The organism is Cystobacter fuscus, assembly GCF_002305875.1.
GTDB classification, from domain to species: domain Bacteria; phylum Myxococcota; class Myxococcia; order Myxococcales; family Myxococcaceae; genus Cystobacter; species Cystobacter fuscus_A.
In genome coordinates this window covers 7,431,342-7,449,891 of the sequence record NZ_CP022098.1, presented here as the reverse complement: position 1 = coordinate 7,449,891, position 18,550 = coordinate 7,431,342, and the positions used below count along the sequence as shown (strand labels likewise).

Annotated in this window: 6 protein-coding genes; all 6 read left to right on the top strand. The window is 69.0% G+C overall.

Translation table 11 applies throughout. From position 1 onward, the window contains the following. Positions 1 to 4: 4 nt before the first annotated feature. The 6 genes from CYFUS_RS30075 (at position 5) to CYFUS_RS30050 (ending at position 18,481) form a co-directional block, all read left to right on the top strand. Positions 5 to 5,509, top strand: a complete 5,505-nt coding sequence (locus CYFUS_RS30075) for a type I polyketide synthase (RefSeq protein WP_095988360.1) — start codon at positions 5 to 7, stop codon at positions 5,507 to 5,509. Then, positions 5,506 to 9,828, top strand: a complete 4,323-nt coding sequence (locus tag CYFUS_RS30070; RefSeq protein WP_095988359.1) for a non-ribosomal peptide synthetase — start codon at positions 5,506 to 5,508, stop codon at positions 9,826 to 9,828. The genes CYFUS_RS30075 and CYFUS_RS30070 overlap by 4 nt, the downstream gene beginning before the upstream one ends. Continuing rightward, positions 9,828 to 10,922, top strand: coding sequence for a patatin-like phospholipase family protein (locus CYFUS_RS30065; RefSeq protein ID WP_095988358.1), 1,095 nt, complete (start codon positions 9,828 to 9,830; stop codon positions 10,920 to 10,922). Before CYFUS_RS30070 ends, CYFUS_RS30065 begins: the two co-directional genes overlap by 1 nt. A gap of 48 nt (positions 10,923 to 10,970) precedes the next feature. After that, positions 10,971 to 12,113 carry an ArsA family ATPase gene (locus tag CYFUS_RS30060; protein ID WP_095988357.1) on the top strand — a complete coding sequence of 381 codons (1,143 nt, stop codon included), beginning with the start codon at positions 10,971 to 10,973 and terminating at the stop codon, positions 12,111 to 12,113. Beyond that, the gene (locus CYFUS_RS30055) at positions 12,113 to 12,628 is read left to right on the top strand and encodes a hypothetical protein (protein ID WP_095988356.1); all 516 of its coding nucleotides are present in this window, start codon (positions 12,113 to 12,115) and stop codon (positions 12,626 to 12,628) included. Before CYFUS_RS30060 ends, CYFUS_RS30055 begins: the two co-directional genes overlap by 1 nt. A 270-nt stretch (positions 12,629 to 12,898) precedes the next feature. Further along, a complete protein-coding gene (locus CYFUS_RS30050; protein ID WP_095988355.1) occupies positions 12,899 to 18,481 on the top strand; it encodes a type I polyketide synthase in 5,583 nt (1,860 codons plus the stop codon). The last annotated feature ends 69 nt before the right edge of the window (positions 18,482 to 18,550 follow it).

Here is an 18,550-nt window from a genome sequence, read left to right as displayed (position 1 = left end):
CCTGATGGCGAAACTATCCACACGCATTGCAGAGCTCCCCCCCGTGAAGCTCGCCTATCTGGCGAGCCAGCTTCGCTCCAAGAAGGAACTCCTGGCCGCGGAGCCGATCGCGGTGGTCGGGATGTCGTGCCGGTTTCCGGGAGGAGGGGTGCTGCCCGAGACCTTCTGGGAGTTGCTCGAGGAGGGGAAGGATGCGACCCGAGAGATCCCTCCGGATCGCTGGAACATCGACGAGTTCTACGATCCCACCCCGGGCGTCCCGGGCAAGATGTACACGCGCCGCGGCGCCTTCATCGAAAACGTCGACCAGTTCGAGCCTGGCTTCTTCGGGATCCCGCCGCGTGACGCGAAGGACATGGATCCGCAGCAGCGCCTGCTGCTCGAGGGGTGCTGGCAGGCCCTGGAGCGGGCGGGCATCCCTCCCGCCGGGCTCGTCGGGAGCCGGACCGGCATCTTCGTGGGGATGATGCACAACGACTACAACCTGCTCGGCCTCACCGTGGGCGGGGATATGCAGTCGGCATCCCTGAACTACCCCTCCATGGCCGCGGGGCGGCTCGCTCACACGATGGGCTTCCAGGGCCCCGCGCTCACGGTGGATACCGCCTGCTCCTCCTCCGCGGTCGCCATCCATCTCGCCTGCCAGAGCCTCCGGAACGACGAGAGTGAGCTGGCGCTCGCGTGCGGCGTCAACCTGAGCCTCTCGCCCGTCACCATGATGTCCGAGTGCCAGAACCGCATGCTGGCGGTCGATGGGCGCTGCAAGACCTTCGATGCCTCCGCGGATGGCTTCGCGCGCGGCGAGGGCTGTGGCGTCATCGTGCTCAAGCGCCTGTCGGACGCGCTGGCCAAGGGGGATTCGATCCTGGGCCTCATCCGGGGCTCGGCGATCACCCACGATGGTCGGAGCAGCGGGCTGATGGTGCCGAACGGGCGCTCGCAGGAGCGCGTCATCCGGATGGCGATGGAGGGCTGTGGCGTGGAGCCCGGCCAGGTGGATTACGTCGAGGCGCACGGGACGGGGACCTCGCTGGGGGATCCGATCGAGATGGAGGCACTGCGCGCGGTCTTCGGGCGCAAGTCCTCGCGAGAAGAGCCGCTCTTCGTCGGTTCGGTGAAGACCAACATCGGGCACCTCGAGGCCGCCGCCGGGATCGCGGGGCTGATCAAGGTGATCCTGTCGATGCAGAACGAGGCCATCCCGGCGCACCTCCACTTCGCGCGGCCCAACCCGAACATCCGTTGGGACGATCTGCCGGTGACCATCCCGACGGCCACGCAGCCGTGGCCTCGGGGGGCGCGGCGCCGGATCGCGGGGCTCAGCAGCTTCGGGTTCAGCGGCACCAACGTCCACATCGTGCTGGAGGAGGCCCCTCTCCTGACCCGGACGCCGGTGGAGAAGGATCGTCCCGTCCATGTGCTGACGATGTCGGCCAAGACGGAGGCCGCGCTCGACGCGCTGGTGGAAGAGCACGAGCGTGCCCTACCGGACGACGTGGCGCTGGGGGACTGGTGCTACACGGCCAATGTGGGCCGCTCCCATTTCGAGCACCGCGCGGCCGTGTCGGGAGCCACCGCCGCCGGGCTGCGGGCGGGCCTGGCGCGGCTGCGTGCCGAGAAGATCCGCCCCAAGCGCGAGGCACGGCGGGGGACGGAGAGCCCGAGGCCGGTCTTCCTGTTCACGGGGCAGGGCTCGCTCCATCCGGGCGTGGGCCGGGAGCTGTACGAGACCCAGCCAGCGTTCCGCACGGCGCTGCAGCGGTGCTCGAAGGCCCTCGAGGGGCTGCTCGAACACCGGCTCGAGACCATTCTCTTCGGTGAGGCGTCCGCCACCCTCCTGGAAGACTCGTGTCATGCCCAGCCCGCGCTCGTGGCGCTCGAGTACTCGCTTTCGGAGCTGTGGGCCTCGTGGGGCGTCGTTCCGGAAGTGCTGATCGGGCACAGCCTGGGTGAGTACACGGCGGCCGTCGTCGCGGGCGTCTTCAGCATCGAGGAGGCGCTGCGGTTGGTCGTGGAGCGCGCGCGGCTCGCGAGTCAGGCTCCGGGGGAGGGCGCGATGCTGGCGATCGCCGCCAATCTGGAGACCGTGACCCAGGCCATCGCGCCCTATGCGGGGATCGTCTCCTTCGCGGCGATCAACGGCCCGGAGGACATGGTCATCTCTGGAGACAAGTCCGCCGTCCTGAAGGTGGCGGAGGAGTTCGAGCGGCGGGGGATCCACCGCAAGCTCCTGCGGATCTCCCAGGGTTACCATTCTCCGCACATGGAGCCGGTGCTCGGCAAGCTGGCCGAGGCGTTCCGCGGGGTGAAGTTCTCGGCGCCGCGCATCCCGCTGGCCTCCACCCTGGAGGGCCGGTTCGTGGTCGACGAGATCACCCGGCCCGAATACTGGTGCCGTCACCTCCGGCAGCCCGTCCTCTTCGCCAAGGGGCTGTCGCTCCTGCGCGAGCAGGGACACCGGATGTTCCTCGAGGTGGGTCCGGCTCCAATCCTGGCGGGAATCGGGCGCCGGGTCTTCCCGGAGGCGGACGAGCTGTGCTGGCTCCCGAGCCTGCGCCCCGCGGAGGGAGAGACGGCGCAGATTCTCTCCAGCCTGGGAGAGCTGTATGTGCGCGGCTGCGAGATCGACTGGGCCGCTTTCGATGTGCCATTCGAGCGTCGGCAGCTCTCCCTGCCGACGTACCCCTTCCAGCGTGAGCGCTACTGGATCGAGACCGGGGAGGGGGGCTCCCGGCAGTACGCGCCGGAGCGTGAGCTGTCGCGTGGCGACGTGCATCCGTTGTTGGGCGCCCCCCTGGCGCTCGCCGGAGCGAAGGAGGCACGGTTCGCGGCCCGCCTGAGCGCTCGCGAGCCCGCCTTCATCGGGGAGCACCGCGTCCTCGGGACGACGTTGCTCCCGGCCGCCTGCTACGTCGAGATGGCGCTCGGCGCCGCGCACCATGCGGATCCGCGAGAGCGGCCGATCGAGCTGAAGGCGATCGAGCTGGAGCGGCCGCTGGTGTTCAAGGAGGCCGTGAGGAATGACGTCCAGACGGTGCTGACACCGGAAGAGGGGAGCACCCGCTTCGAGATCTACAGCCAGGGAAGCGGCGCGGATCGGAGCTGGGTCCGCCTCGCCCACGGTCGAGTCGCGGAGGGCCTCGAGCGAGGGGCGCGTGTCGATCTCGCGAAGGAGCTGTTCCCGCGGTTCTCGCAGCCGCGCCCGACCACGTCGTTCTACGAGATGATGGAGCGCGGTGGGCTCGAGTACGGCCCGTCGTTCCAGGGCATCGACGAGCTGAGGTTCGAGAAGAACGGCTGCCTCGCGCATGTCCGGCTGCCCGACAGCCACATCCTGGGAGTGGGGAATTACTGGCTGCATCCCCTGCTCCTCGATGCTTGCTTCCAGGCGGTCGCGGCCGTGTTCATGGAGGAGGTTCCGGCCTCGGGGGAGAGCCGGCAACGGATTCCGGTCGGGATCGAGCGGCTGCGCTGGTTCAAGAAGCCCGGTAGCAGCGTCTGGGTGCACGTCCGAGGCGACGAGCGTTCCATGGCTTCCTCCGAGGTGCTGAGCACCGACCTGCGGATCTTCGACGAGGACGGAGAGCCCATCGCCGAGGTGGAGGGCCTGCTGCTCAAGCAGTTCGACCGGAGCGCGGTCATGGCCTCGTTCTCGGACTCCTGGCGGGAGTTCCTCTTCGAGCTGGTGTGGCGTGAGCAGCGCGCTCCCGGGGCGCGCGAGCAGGTCCCGACCCGGCCCGGTCGCTGGCTGCTGCTGGCGGACTCGGGTGGCGTCGGGACGCAGTTGAAGGAGCGGGTGCTGCAACACTCCGGGACATGCGTGACGGTGACCCAGGGCGCGGGCTACGAGCGCGTCGACCCGGATCACTACCGGCTCGATCCGACCGATGCGGCGAGCTTCGACAGGCTGCTGCGGGAGGTCTCCGAGGGAGGCGCGGCGCCGACGGTCGTTGCCTGCTTGTGGGGACTCGACGAGCGCGGGGCGACGGGGCTCTCCGCCGAGGGACTGGCGGACGCCACCGCGCGCAGTACGGCGGGAGTGCTCCACCTCACCCAGGCCTTGGCTCGCGCCCCCTGGGCTCAGCGGCCCGTGCTGTGGCTGGCAACGCGTGGGGCCGTCGCGGCCGCTCCGGCGGATGCCGTGGAGGGTCTCACCCAGGTGCCGATCTGGGGACTCGGCCGCGCCGCCGCGATCGAGCATCCGGAGCTCGGCTGCCGGCTGGTGGATCTGGACACCAGCGAGGATGCGCCCGCGAGGCTGTTCCAGCTCATCGTCCAGCCTCCCGAGGAGAACATGATGGCCCTGCGCGGGGGTCAGCTCCTGGGTGCCCGGCTCGCGCGGCCTGGCAAGGCCTCGAGCCGGACCACGCCGGTGCGGATCCTGGCGGACGGGACGTATCTCATCACGGGCGGCCTGGGAGCCCTCGGGTTGGCCACCGCGGAGTGGCTGGTTCGGTCTGGGGCCCGTCATCTGGTCCTGACCGGCCGCGGCGAGCCGGGAGCGGAGGCGAAGGCCACGATCTCGGCGCTGACGGCGAGTGGCTGTCAGGTCACCGTGGCCCGGGCCGACGTCTCGCGCCTGGAGGACGTCCAGCGCCTCGTGGACGAGATCTCCGCTCGAGGGTCCCGGTTGCGGGGAATCTTCCACTCGGCGGGTGTGCTGGATGACGGGGTGATGTTGCTCCAGGATCGGGAGCGCTTCTCGCGTGTGTTCGCGCCGAAGGCGCAGGGCGCGTGGAACCTGCACCTCGCCACGGCCCAGCTCCCGCTCGATCTCTTCGTGATGTACTCATCCGCGGCGTCACTCATTGGCGTGGCGGGGCAGGCCAACTACGTGGCGGCCAACGGCTTCCTCGATGCGCTGGCGCATCACCGGAGCAGGCGAGGGTTGCCGGCGCTCAGCATCAACTGGGGGCGGTGGTCCGGTGCGGGAATGGCGTCGAAGACGTCATCCAAGGGGGGCGGTTCGGCTTCGGACGCCTCCAGCCTCCCACCTCAGCAGGCGCTGCAGATCCTCGAGGAGCTCCTGGCGCGAGAGGTCACCCAGATGGGCGTGGTGCCCTTCAATGTCTCCGCGGCGGGTGCGACCTTCTCGCCGGGCCACGGCCCCTTGTTCTCCGGCCTCATGCCCGAGCAGTCCCGCTCCGTTGCCGCCTCGCGAATGCATGAGCTGCTGGATGAACTCAAGCGGACGGACAGCACGCGTCGGCGTGAGCTGCTGGCGCGCTATGTCCAGGGCCGGCTGGCGTCCCTGCTGGGGTTCGCTCCGGATCATGAAGTGCTCCAGAAGAAGATCTCACTCAACGAGATGGGGCTCGACTCGCTGCGCGCGGTCGAGCTGAAGAACCGCATCGGGCGCGAGCTGGGCGTGGATCTGCCCATGGCCCGCTTCATCGATGGAACCGCCCTCGACGGAATCGTGGAGGCGCTGCACACGCAGCTCGAGCTCAGCGAGCTGCTCGCTCGTGCCCCTGCCGCGTCCGACGAGCTCGAGGAACTGACGCTATGAGTCTGGGGGAGTTGCTCGCCGAGCTGAATCGACGGGGCATCGAGGTCTGGGCGGAAGGCGAGTCGCTGCGGCTTCGGGCCCCGAAGGGGGCCGCCGATGAGGCGCTGCGGAGGACACTGTCCGAGCACAAGAGCGGGCTGCTCGAGCTGCTGCACGCGCGCAATCGGGAGAAGTCGACGGTCGCCATCACCCCGGTCTCTCGTGGTGGGTCCGCGCCTCTCTCCTATGGGCAGCAGCGGCTGTGGTTCCTCGACCGCCTGGAGCCCGGAAGCTCCGCCTACAACCTGGTGATGCCGCTGCGAGTCGACGGCCATCTCGATGCGAGGCTCTTGGAGCGCTGCTTCATCGAGATCATCCGTCGCCACGAGATCCTCCGTACGCGTTACGCCGAGCAGGAGGGGGTGCCCGTTCAGATCGTCGATCCCGAGCCGCGGATCGAGTTCCGCGTGCTCGACGAGAGAGAGGTGCTCGCCGTCGAGCCGCGAGGGACGGAGGCCTTCCTCCAGCGGGAGGGCGAGCGGCCTTTCGATCTCTCCAGGGGCCCGGTGGTTCGACTCCTGGTGATCGATCGGGGGCCCGAGGGTCAGTTCATCCAGGTCTGCATGCACCACATCGCGGCGGACGAGTGGGCGCGAGGGATCCTCGTCCGGGAGCTCATGACGCTCTACGCCGCCTTTGGCGGTGGGCAGCCGTCCCCTCTGCCGCCCCTGGGGATCCAGTACTCCGACTTCGCCATCTGGCAGCGGGACTTCCTGAAGGGCGAGGGTCGTCGGAAGCTCGTGGACTACTGGCGGAAGAAGCTCGCCGGGTTGCCTCCGCTGCTCGAGCTCCCCGCGGATCGCGCGCGCCCCCGGGTGCAGACCTACGCGGGGGGAGAGGTCCCCTTCGAGCTCGCGCCTCGGCTCACGGAGCTCTTGAAGACCTCGAGCCATGCCGCCAACGCCACGCCCTTCATGGGCATGCTGGCCGCGTTCTTCGCGCTCCTGCACCGGCTCACGGGACGGGATGACGTGGCCCTGGGGGCCAACTCCATCAACCGGAGCCGCAATGAGCTCGAGCCCCTGGTGGGCTTCTTCGTGGACAACCTGGTGATGCGGGTGGACTGCGGAGGCGGCCTCGGCTTCTCGACGCTGGTGGAGCGCGTCCGCGAGGTGGTGCTCGAGGCCTTCGAGCACCAGGATCTGCCCTTCGATCTCCTCGTCGAGGAGCTGAAGCCACCGAGAAACCCCGGCTACAACCCGTTGTTCCAGACCGTGTTCTCCTGGGTCCGGGTGCCGGGCGGATATCCGGAGCAGGGTGGGGTGAAGCTCCAGCCGCTGGAGTTCGAGACCACCACCTCCCGCTTCGATCTCAACCTCTTCGTGGAGGATCACGGGGATCGGCTCACGGGACGGTTCGTGTTCAACCGCGATCTCTTCGATCGGGGAACCATCGAACACTACGTGGAGTGCTTCCAGACGCTCCTCGAGGGGCTCCTGAGCGAGCCCGAGCGGCCGATCGCCGGGCTTCCGCTGCTCTCCGCGGCCAGCCGCGAGCGCGTGCTGCGGCAGTGGAACGACACCCGGAAGGACTACCCTGGCAGCCAGTGCCTGCACGAGTTGATCGAGGCCCGGGCCCTGCGATCACCCGACGCCTGCGCCGTCGTCGTGGATGACTGGGAGCTCACCTATGGCGAGCTCGATCAACACAGTGATCGGCTCGCGGTGTACCTGCAGGCGCAGGGGATCGGGCCCGAGGGGGTCGTCGGCATCTACCTGGAGCGCTCACCGGAGTTGATCGTGAGCTTCCTGGCGGTGCTCAAGGCCGGCGGCGCGTTCCTCGCGCTCGATCCTGGCGAGCCCTCCGATCGGCTCCGGCGCATCCTCGGCGATGCGAGACCTCGGGTGGTGCTCTCCTCGGGCGAGCTCGCGGGGCGGCTCTCGGCGCTGGGGAGCTTCACGGTCATCCCGGTGGACGAGGAGCTCCCGGAGGTCACTGGCAAGCATCTGCGCCGCGAGGTGGGCCCCGATCATCTCGCGTACATCCTCTACACCTCGGGCTCGACGGGGCAGCCGAAGGGCACGGAGATCACCCACCGGAGCATCGTCAACTACCTGAAGTGGTGCGTCGACGCCTACAAGCTCCAGGAGGGCACGGGAAGTCCGGTGCTCGGCTCCGTCAGCTTCGATGGCACCCTGACGAGCCTCTTCGCCCCGCTGCTCGCGGGACGCGCCCTGTTCCTGCTTCCGCGCGGCAAGGAGCTCGAGCTGTTGACCTCGGAGGACTATCCCGAGGGGGGATTCAGCTTCATCAAGATGACGCCCTCCCACCTCAGGGCTTTCGACGGTCTCGGCCGTGCCCAGAGGGTGCTCGAGCGGGCGCACGCGGCCGTGCTCGGTGGAGAGGGCCTTCACGGAGTGGACCTGGCCACCTGGCGGCGGCAGCGCATCGCCACCCGCATCATCAACGAATACGGTCCGACCGAGGCCGCCGTGGCTTGTTGCATCGAGGAGCTGCTCCCGGGTGACGGGCCGCTCCCGGAGCGGATTCCCATCGGCCGGCCGATCGCCAACACGCAGCTCTACATCCTGGACCGGAATCGACAGCCGGTGCCCATCGGTGTGCCCGGCGAGCTCCACATCGGTGGGGTCGGACTGGCCCGGGGCTATCTGGGCCGTCCGGAGCTGACGGCCGAGCGGTTCATCCCCAACCCCTTCGAGCTGGAGACCCCCGGCACCGGGAGCGCCCGGCTCTACCGCACGGGGGATCTCGCCCGTCATCTCCCGGACGGCCGGATCGAGTACCTGGGTCGGTTGGACGATCAGCTCAAGATCCGCGGCCATCGGGTGGAACCGGGGGAGATCGAGTCGGCGCTCGGGCGGCACCCCCAGGTGGTCCAGGCCGCCGTGGTGTTGCAGCGCGCGCCGGGCCGTGAGCCGCGCCTGGTGGCCTACGTCGAGCCGCGCACGTGGGGCGCCCAGGCGGAGGGGGCGCTGAAGGAGGAGCTTCGGAAGTCCCTCCACGGGGTGATCCCCGAGTACATGATCCCGGCGGTCTTCGTGATCCTCGAGGCACTGCCGCTCACGCCCAGCGGGAAGATCGACCGCAAGGCCCTGCCACCGCCGCCCGAACGAGAGCATGAGGCCAGTGCCCTGGTGCGGCGGGTGGGCAGCAGCGAGACGGAGCGTCAGCTCCAGGCCCTCTTCGGCGAGCTGCTGGGGCTCGGCACCGTGGCGCCCAACGCGAGCTTCTTCGAGCTGGGAGGACACTCGCTGCTCGCCGTCACCCTCATCGCGCGCATCCGGTCCCGTCTGGGCGTCGAGGTTCCTCTCAACGAGGTCTTCGAGCGTCCCACGGTCGAGGAGCTGGCCCGCTGGGTGGACGCGCACTCGGGAGCCCAGTCCGCGCTGGCCCTGCGGCTACCCGACTGCGTGGTGGCGTTGAAGCCCCTGGGAAACAAGCCACCGCTGTTCTTCGCTCCGCCCTCCGCCGGCAGCCCGGCCGTCTACGTCTCCCTGGCGCGCTACTTGAGTCCGGAGCAGCCCGTCTTCGGCTTCCAGATGCCGGGCGTCATGGACGACCTGCGGCCCCCGGAGACGATCGAGGAGACGGCCGCGCTCTACGTGGACGCCATGCGGCAGCTCCAGCCGCACGGACCGTACCGGCTCGCGGGGTGGTCGTTCGGCGGCATCATCGTGTGTGAGATGGCGCGGCAGCTCGAGGCGATGGGAGAGCAGGTCGCGCTGCTGGGGCTGATCGATGGCGCGGCGCTCGACCGGCAGGCCGCTCGGGACAATGGGGAGAACGGGGAGGGGCTATTCGCCAGCTCACAGATGGTGAGGGTGCTGACGGAGGCCCCGCTGCCGCGTGACTATGAGAACGTGAGGCTCGTGGGGGGGTGGATGGGCATCAGCCTGCCCGAGTCTTTCGGGGAGCTGTTCCGCAGGGACACCGACGGCCAGCGCACCTACCTCTGGCGGTTCCTGCGGGACGCGGCGCGGACCGCCCGGAACTTCCTCGTGACCATGCAGGCCGAGCGTCTCTACACGTTCTCCTCGTACGCAGGTCCCGCCACGCTCTTCCGCGCGGGCCCTCCGGCGATTGGGGTGGACACGCTCGTCGAGAGCGTGCGCAGGTTCGCCCGGGCGGGTGTGGAAGTGATTGCGGTACCCGGCAACCACATGACGCTCATCATGGATGAGAGAAATGTCATTAAGCTTGCACTCCGGTTGCAGGAATGTCTGGATAAGGTTCTGGCCGCGGCCTCGAGTCATGAAGCCCCTCGGGCAGGGATGTCGGCGAAGGGTCTGAACGAGCAGCACTCAAGGGAGGTGGTGTGATGCCGTATCGAATTCTGTCGATGGATGGTTCGTCCATATCTGGCGGAGAGGGTTATGTGACCGCGGGCCTGCTGAGGGCGCTCCGGCAGATGCTCGATTCCAGGGGAAACAAGCAGCCGCTGCTGAATTCCGTGGATCTGTTCGCGGGCTCATCGGCGGGTGCCTTCAACGCGGCGTTCCTGGCCGCCGAGGCGGATCCGGATGCCGCCCTCGCCAAGATCATCGACTTCTGGGGCCAGGTCGTCTCCATGAACAAGAAGGGAGTGTCCCCCGGGCGCTTCCTGAAGGCGTTGGCGGGTGTCAGCTCGCTCCTCGACTCGAGCTACATGCGCGACTTCTTCTGCGACTACTTCGGCTCGACGCTGAGGCTCGGGGATCTCAAGCACAAGGTGGCGATCGCGTCCTACCAGCTCGATGGAAAGCGGAAGGGGATGCGGACCTGGAAGGCCAAGATCTTCCACAACACCAGCCCTGAAAGTGACGCCGATCTGGACGAGCTGGTGGTGGATGTCTTGATGCGGAGCGGCTCGCCGCCGCTCTCCTATCCCATCTACCAGGGGATCAAGCAGAGGGGGAGCGGCTACGTGGACGGAGGCTTGTTCGCCAACAATCCGTCGCTCGTGGGGCTGGCCCAGGGCATCAGCATCCTGAGCCGCAAGAGCAAGAACGATGCGGTGGAGACGCTGGAGACCGAGCAGCCGGATATGACGGACATCCTGCTGTTCTCGGTGGGCAACGGGCAGATGTCCACGTATCTGGCACCGGAGTTCCATCACGGCGTCGCCAACTGGGGCTTCGCCAAGTGGCTCCTGGACGCCCACAACCCCATGATCCTGATCAAGATGTTGCTCGAGGCGGGCGCGGAGGCCGTGCACTACCAGTGCCGCATGATCCTCCGGAAGGAATACCTCCGGCTGAACCCCGTTGTCGAAAAGCGCCTCTCCGCGACCGATCTCAAGCAGGTGGAGGCGGTCCTCCAGACGCTGCTGGCCTCGCAGTCCACCATGGATCATCTCGAGCGAGCGCGGAAGTGGGTGTCGAAGTCGGGCTGGCTGGGTGAGGCCCCTGCCAACCCGTCGCCCCAAGGGGCCTAGCGCACGTGGGAAACTCCGCACGGATCGAACCAGGAAAGGTGGACTGAAGTGGCCAGGCTCATTCTTGTCACGGGAGGTGGTGGCGCCGGGAAGACGGTCGTGGCGGCCGCGACCGGCCTGGCGGCTTCGCGCCGGGGCGTTCGCACGGGGATTGTCTCGTTTGGCCTCTCCCAGAGCCTGGGCCGCACGTTTGGCCTCGAGGAGCCGCTGTTCCCAGCCACCAGGGGACAGCCGGTCCGCATCAACGAGCACCTGGACATCCAGGAGCTCGATGTCCAGGAAGAGCTGCGGCGCGGCTGGAGTCACGGCCGCGGCTCCCTGGCCGCGCTCCTGGGCGAGGGGCTGGAGAACGTGAGCGCGGAGGAAGTGGCGATCACTCCCGGCCTGGAAGAGCTCGTCACCCTCCTGCGGCTGAGCGAGCTCCTCCGGGAGCAGCGGTACGAGCTGCTCATCGTGGACTGTCCGTCCACGACGGAGGCGCTGCGCCTGGTCAGCAGTGCGTCGGCCCTGGGTTGGTATGCCCGGAGGCAGTCATCTCCGGCGCGCAAGGCTCGAAGTGGGCTACTGACAGCCAGGAGTTGCCGTGAGCCAGGGGCGCTCCAGGAGGCGCAAGACAGGCTGGCGGCAGTGGACGAGCTGCTGCGCGACCCGGCCGTGACGACCCTGCGGCTGGTGGCCACCGCCGGGAAGGTATCAGTTCAGGAGACCCAGCGGGCGTATACCTACTTCAGCCTCCATGGCATTACCACCGACTGCGTCTTCATCAATCGCCTCGCGCCAGGAGGGGAGAGCACGCAGCAGCCTCACGTCGAGAAGCTCCAGAGTGTCTTCGCTCCGCTTCAGGTGGTGAAGGCCACACTCCACTCCAGCGAGGTGGTGGGCGAGGTCCCGCTCGAGGCATTCATGGAGCAGCTCTACGCGGGGGAGGATCCGGTGCAGCCCATGGTCTCGCAGGCCCCCCTCGGGTTCAGCAAGGAAGCGGTGGATGCGTACCGGCTGGAGCTCAAGCTCCCCTTCACGACCAAGGACGACATCGACATCTCCCGGCGCGAGGAAGAGCTCGTCGTCCGGGTGGGGGCCGTCCGGCGCAACATCCTGCTTCCCAGAATGATGGCGCTCCTGCCCACGGTAGGGGCTCGTATGGAAGGTGATAGACTCATCGTGAATTTCCGGAAAGAGAGAGGTGGTTGATGTCCTCGCAGAACAAGGGTTATTCGAGAGGGATGTTTCGGGCTGCTCCCGAGGATGGGGCACAGCTCGCTGATTTCGCCGAGGTCGTCGTCCCAGGCGGCAGAGGGTTCGTCCAGCATCTCTTCCGCGCGAAGAAGGACTTCCTCAAGGGCGTCTCGCATCTGCTCGATGCCCAGATCAATGAGCTGGAGCACATCGACGCGGCGATCCAGGACGAGTCGCGGCGGAGTCCCCCCGCTTCCGCCTCCGGTCCTGCTCCCGCGGCGCGCATGGGGGCTCACATGGGGGCGCACAAGCCCCGCTCCTACATGCGCGTGATGTCCTTTGGGGAGATCATGGACAAGGCCAAGGAGGTGCTCTACGCGAAGAGCACGGGCGCCACGCCGCCCGCCGTCGTGCCGGAGCCTCCCAAGCCGAGCACGGCGGCAGCTCCGCCGGCGCCGCCAGCGAGCGAAGGCACTCCTGGCGAAGCCGCCAAGCCTCCGGAGAAAATCATCATCACTTCCACGACTTGATTCGCGTCACTCGTGCCGCGAGCCAACGGAGTTCCCTCGCCCTGGTGTGGTGAGGGCCCCGAGCCGCGAGGACATGCCGCGGGCCAGGCGCGCCAACCTGACGGGTGCCAGGGCGCACTGAGCCCGCCGTGGCCTCGATGGCCCGGGCATGGTGTATCGACAAGACGGCCGCACAGCTCGGCACCGTGGACGGGTCTCGTCCCGGCACCGTGCCCACGGTGAGCCAGGGGCCCGCGTGGGCCGTGGTTTCACCCTACCAGTGGAGAAAAGATGTCCAACGGTCAGACTCCCCCCTCGCTGGACGAAATGACGCCCTTGCAGCGGGCGGCCCTGGCGATCAAGACGCTCCGCGCGCGTGTCGACGGACTGGAGCGAGCGCGCTCGGAGCCGATCGCCATCATCGGCATGGGCTGCCGGTTCCCCGGCGGTGCCGACGATCCGCGGTCGTACTGGCAGCTGCTGCGCGCCGGGGTCGATGCGGTGGGCAAGGTCCCCGCGGACCGCTGGGACGCGGATGCGTACTACGCGCGGGATCCCGACGCCGACTGGAAGATGAGCGTGCGCGAGGGCGGTTTCCTCTCGCAGCCCATCGCCGCCTTCGACTCCGAGTTCTTCGGGCTCTCGCCGCGCGAGGCGAACTACGTCGATCCCCAGCAGCGCTTGATGCTCGAGGTCGCCTGGGAGGCCCTGGAGGACGCCGGGATTGCCCCCAGCTCGCTCGCCGGAAGCGACACCGGCGTGTACGTGGGCTTTCTGAGCAGTGACTACGGGCGCGTTCCCTTCAACGCGGTCCAGACCCGGGATCTGCCGTACATGGGGACCGGCAACGAGCTGAGCTTCTCGGCGGGACGCGTCTCCTATGTCCTGGGCCTGCAAGGCCCCTCCATGGTCGTCGCGACGGCGTGCTCCTCGGCGCTCGTGTCGGCCCACCTCGCGTGCCAGGCCCTGCGCCAGGGGGAGTGCTCGCTGGCGCTCGCCGGCGGCGTGAACGTGATCATCCGCCCGGACAGCAACATCGTCCTGTCCAAGATGCGGGCGCTGGCGCCGGATGGGCGCTCGAAGACCTTCGACGCGTCCGCCAACGGCTACGGCCGCGGCGAGGGGTGCGGCGTCCTGGTGCTCAAGCGGCTCTCGGATGCGCAGCGGGACAAGGACCGCATCCTCGCCGTCATCCGCGGCTCGGCCGTGAACCACGATGGGTTGAGCGGAGGCCTGACGGTGCCCAACGGGCCCGCGCAGGAGAAGCTGCTGCGCAAGGCGCTGGAGTCCGCGGGCCTGGCGCCGTCCGACGTGCACTACGTGGAGGCGCACGGGACGGGGACTCCCCTGGGAGACCCCATCGAGCTTCGCGCCCTCGACGCGGCGCTGGGGCAGGGACGCCGTCCGGAGGAGCCGCTGCTCGTCGGCTCGGTGAAGACGAACCTCGGGCATCTCGAGTCCGCCGCGGGCGCGGCGGGCATGATCAAGGTCGTGCTGTCGATGCGCAATGGTGAGCTGCCGCCGCACCTGCACCTGCGCAACCCCAATCCGACCGTCGACTGGGCACGGCTCCGGCTCTCCATTCCCACGCGGCTGACGCCGTGGAAGACGGGAGCGAGGCCCCGGGTCGCGGGGATCAGCGGCTTTGGGCTCAGCGGTGTCAACGCCCACGTCCTCATCGAGGAAGCACCTCCGGAGTCGCCCCGGGTCCCGGAGGAGCTCCCGCGGCCACTTCACGTCCTGGCGTTGTCGGCCAGGAACCCGGAGGCGCTGGGAGCGCTCGTCCAGCGCTACGAGCAGGCGCTCGGCGGGCCCGAGCTCGCCTCGGAGTCGCTCGAGGACATCTGCTTCACCGCCAATACCGGGCGAGTCCACTTCCGACATCGCCTCGCGGTCCTCGGGGCCTCGCGGGACGCGGTGCGCGACCAGCTCAAGGCGGTCCTGGAGGGACAGAGCCCTCCGTCGGTGCCGCGGGGAAGGGCCGAGGGGCCGCCGCGGACGGCCTTCCTGTTCACGGGGCAGGGCGCGCAGGGGCTGGGGATGGGCGAGGAGCTCTTCCGGACCGAGCCCTCCTTCCGCCAGACCCTTCTTCGCTGTGACGAGGTGCTGCGCCCGCTGATGGGACAGTCGCTCATCTCGCTGCTGTATCCGCCGGAGCGCGGCGACAGCGCGCGTGCGCGGCTGAACGAGACGGGCTACACCCAGCCGGCGCTGTTCGCGCTCGAGTACTCCCTGGCCCGGCTGTGGATGCAGTGGGGGATTGTCCCGGACTTCGTGATGGGGCACTCCGTTGGGGAGTTCGTGGCGGCGTGCGTGGCCGGCGTGTTCACCCTGGAGGAGGGGCTCGAGCTCATCGCCACGCGCGCGCGGCTGATGCAGTCCCTGCCCACCGGGGGCGCGATGGCCTCCGTGGCCGCGGAGCCGGCGGAGGTGGAGGAGTTGTTGCCGCGGTATGCGGGACAGCTCTCCATCGCGGCGCTCAATGGACCGCGCAGCGTGGTGATCTCGGGCCGCCAGGGGGCGGTGAGCGACTGCCTCGGCGAGCTGAGCAGGAGGGGACGGCGGGGCACGCCGCTCCAGGTCTCCCATGCGTTCCACTCGTCCCTGATGGATCCCATCCTCGACGAGTTCTCCCGGGCCGTGGAGAAGGTGCGTCTCCAGCAGCCGGCGATCCCGCTGATCTCGAACCTGAGCGGACAGGAGGCCGGAGCGGAGATCGTGAATCCCCGGTACTGGGTGGATCACCTCCGCCAGCACGTGTCGTTCGCCCGGGGGATGGAGACCCTGAACCGGGCGGGCGTGCGGGTGTTCCTGGAAGTCGGCCCGAAGCCGACGCTCGTCACGATGGGGCAGTCCTGCATCACGGAGGGTGACAAGCTCTGGCTGGCGAGCCTGCGGCCCGAGCGCTCCGACTGGCAGCAGATGCTGGAGAGCCTCGGGGCCCTGTACGTGGCGGGGGCTCCGGTGAAGTGGCAGGGCCTGGAGGCGGGGCGTGATCGGCGCAAGGTCGTGCTCCCCAGCTATCCCTTCCAGCGGCGGGAGCACTGGATGGAGCTCACCGGCGCGACCTGGGACCGTCAGGAGGTGAAGGCCCAGGGCTCCACGCGGAGCGAGCGCGTCCACCCGCTCCTGGGTCGCCGCCAGGAGTCACCGTCCCAGGTGCGGCAGTTCGAGTCCTCCCTGGGGGCCTCGAAGCCGGCCTTCCTCCGGGATCACGGTGTCTACGGACAGGTCGTCATGCCGGGGGCCGCCTATGTGGAGATGGGGCTCGCCGCGGGGGCCGCGCTCTTCGGGGCCTCTGGGGCCACCGTCGACGAGTTCGCCTTCTCGCAGGCCCTCTTCCTCCCGGACGAGGGCGAGCGCCGCGTGCATCTGCTCTACACGCCCGAAGGGGACCGCGCGGGGAGGTTCGAGATCTTCAGCCAGGAGGAGGCTCGCGGTGGTGAGGTCGAGCCCGCCTGGATCCTGCACGCTCATGGAAAGCTCTCCGCGGCGGCGGTGTCCGCGTCGGACGAACGCGTCGATCTCCAGCGCCTGCGGACCGTGATCGCTCACGAAGTGCCCGTGGACGGCTATTACGAGAAGCTGGGCCGGGCGGGGCTCGCCTATGGCCCCAGCTTCCGTGCGATCCAGGGCCTCTGGAGGGGCGAGGGCGAGGTCCTCGGCCGGCTTGGCTTGTCCGGCGCCGCGCTGGTGGATGTCGAGCGGTACGCTCTCCAACCCGCCCTCCTGGATGCGTGCTTCCAGATGGTGGGAGCCGTCCTCGAAGGGGAGGGAGATGCCGCCTACCTTCCCGTGGGAGTCGGGAAGGTTCGCGTGCACGTGACGGGCACACGGGAGGTGTGGGCCCATGCCCGGATCAAGCGGAGCGAGGATCCGAAGGGCCCTGGCTATACGTGTGACATCTCGCTGATGACTTCCGAAGGGGAGCTCGTGGCGACCGTGGAGCGGCTGCAGCTCCGGCGTGTCACCCGCGAGGGCCTCTTCGGCGCGAAGAGCAAACGTCTGCAGAGCTGGCTCTATGAGCTGGAGTGGCAGGCCCGGCCGCTGGGTGCTTCCGGTCCGGTCGCGGGAGCGGTGCCTCAGTGCCTCATCCTCGCCGATGAGGCGGGCGTGGGCGGTCGCCTCGCCGAGAGCCTCCAGGCTCGCGGCTGGCACGTGGTGACGGCGAAGGCGGGTGAGCGAGGCCAGGGCGTCGATCGCGAGCGTGCCGAGGCGCTCCTGGCCCTGCGCGCGGATCCGGCGCGAGGCCCGGTGCATGTCGTGGATCTGTGGAGCCTCGATGGAGCTGGGACAGGGCCCGGTGTGCCGGAGGAGTCCTTCCTTCACAGCACGCGCGTGCTGGAGCTCGCCCAGGGGCTCGTGCGGGCCCCGAAGGGCGCGGAGACTTCACTCTGGCTGGTGACGCGAGGGGCTCAGGCGACCGTCGAGGGGGAGCGGATCTCCAGCCTGGGCGGTGCGGCCCTGTGGGGGCTCGGCAAGGCGATCATGCGCGAGCATCCAGAGCTCCACTGTCGGCGTGTGGATCTGGCTCCCGGTTCCTCCGCACAGGAGTTCGAGCAGCTCGCCGAGCAGCTGCGGGATGAGCTCCTCGGTGGGAGCGCCGAGGACGAAGTCGCACTGCGGGGGAAGACCCGCCTGGTGCCCCGCCTGGTTCGCGGTCGCAAGCTCCAGCTCTCGAGCGGTGAGGCCGGGCCTTCGCTGCGCCCGGACGCGAGCTATCTCGTCACGGGAGGGCTCAGCGGACTGGGGCTGGCCGCGGCGGAGCGATTGGCCGAGCGGGGTGCTCGCCACCTCGTGCTGCTCGGGCGGCGCGAGCCGGGGACAGAGGCTCGCGCCCGGCTGGCGGTGCTGGCGGAGCGAGGCGTGAACGTCCAGAGCCTCTCCTGCGACGTGTCCGTCGCATCCGAGCTCGAGCGCGCCCTGGCGGGGCTCTCCGGACGGCTGCCGCCGATCCGGGGCGTGGTGCATTCCGCGGGTGTCATCGACGATGGGCTCTTGATGCAGTTGACCCCGGAGCGGTTCGCCCGGGTGTTCGCCTCCAAGGTCTTCGGTGGGTGGAACCTCCACCGCGCTCTCCAGGGCGTGGAGCTCGACTTCTTCGTGCTCTTCTCGTCGGCGGCTTCGCTGATTGGCTCGGCCGGACAGGCCAGCTACGTGGCCGCCAATGCGTTCCTGGATGGGTTGGCGCACCACCGCCGCGCGGCGGGACTGCCCGGCCTGAGCCTCAACTGGGGCGCCTGGGCCGAGGTCGGCGCGGCCGCGGACGAGCAGATCCAGCGGCGGATGGAGCAGCTTGGCTTCGGGGTGATTCCCGTCGGGGACGGGCTGCAGGTCTTCGAGCAGTCCCTGGGACTGGGGGGGCAGCTCGGCATCCTCCCGGTGGACTGGGCGGTGATCGGGAAGCGGGGAAGTTCTCCGCTGTTCGAGGGCTTCATCCAGAAGGCGAGCCCCGCCGTGGGCGAGGGAATCCGGCAGAAGCTCGAGCCCCTGCCCGCCAACAAGCGGCGAGCCACTCTCCGTGCGCATGTGGGTGAGCTCGTGAACGGCGTGCTGGGACGGCCATCTTCCGAAGCGCTCGATCCGGGTCAGGGCTTCTTCGACCTCGGGATGGACTCGCTGATGTCCGTGGAGCTCCGCAACCTCTTGCAGCGGAGCCTGGGGGCCTCGTTGCCCGCGACCGTCGCCTTCGACAATCCCACCGTCAACGGGTTGGTGGACTACCTGATGGACGAAGTCCTCGGCATGAAGGAAGAGAAGGCCGCCCCCGTGAGGGAGGCCCCCGTCGAGGATCGGGAGTTGGATGCGCTCCTGGCGGACGTGGACGGCCTGGACGACGACGAGGTCCAGAACATGCTGCGCCGCGGTCGCTGAACCGGGGCCTGCGAGAACGGCAGGACGGCTCGACCCCCCGTGTCCTCGAGCTGGCGCCGAGCGCCAGCC

Excerpts from the sequence above, each read along its gene's own strand:
- CYFUS_RS30075 (WP_095988360.1), top strand. The coding sequence starts at position 5 with ATGGCGAAACTATCCACACGCATTGCAGAGCTCCCCCCCGTGAAGCTC.
- CYFUS_RS30070 (WP_095988359.1), top strand. The coding sequence starts at position 5,506 with ATGAGTCTGGGGGAGTTGCTCGCCGAGCTGAATCGACGGGGCATCGAG.
- CYFUS_RS30055 (WP_095988356.1), top strand. The coding sequence starts at position 12,113 with ATGTCCTCGCAGAACAAGGGTTATTCGAGAGGGATGTTTCGGGCTGCT.
- CYFUS_RS30050 (WP_095988355.1), top strand. The coding sequence starts at position 12,899 with ATGTCCAACGGTCAGACTCCCCCCTCGCTGGACGAAATGACGCCCTTG.
- CYFUS_RS30065 (WP_095988358.1), top strand. The coding sequence starts at position 9,828 with ATGCCGTATCGAATTCTGTCGATGGATGGTTCGTCCATATCTGGCGGA.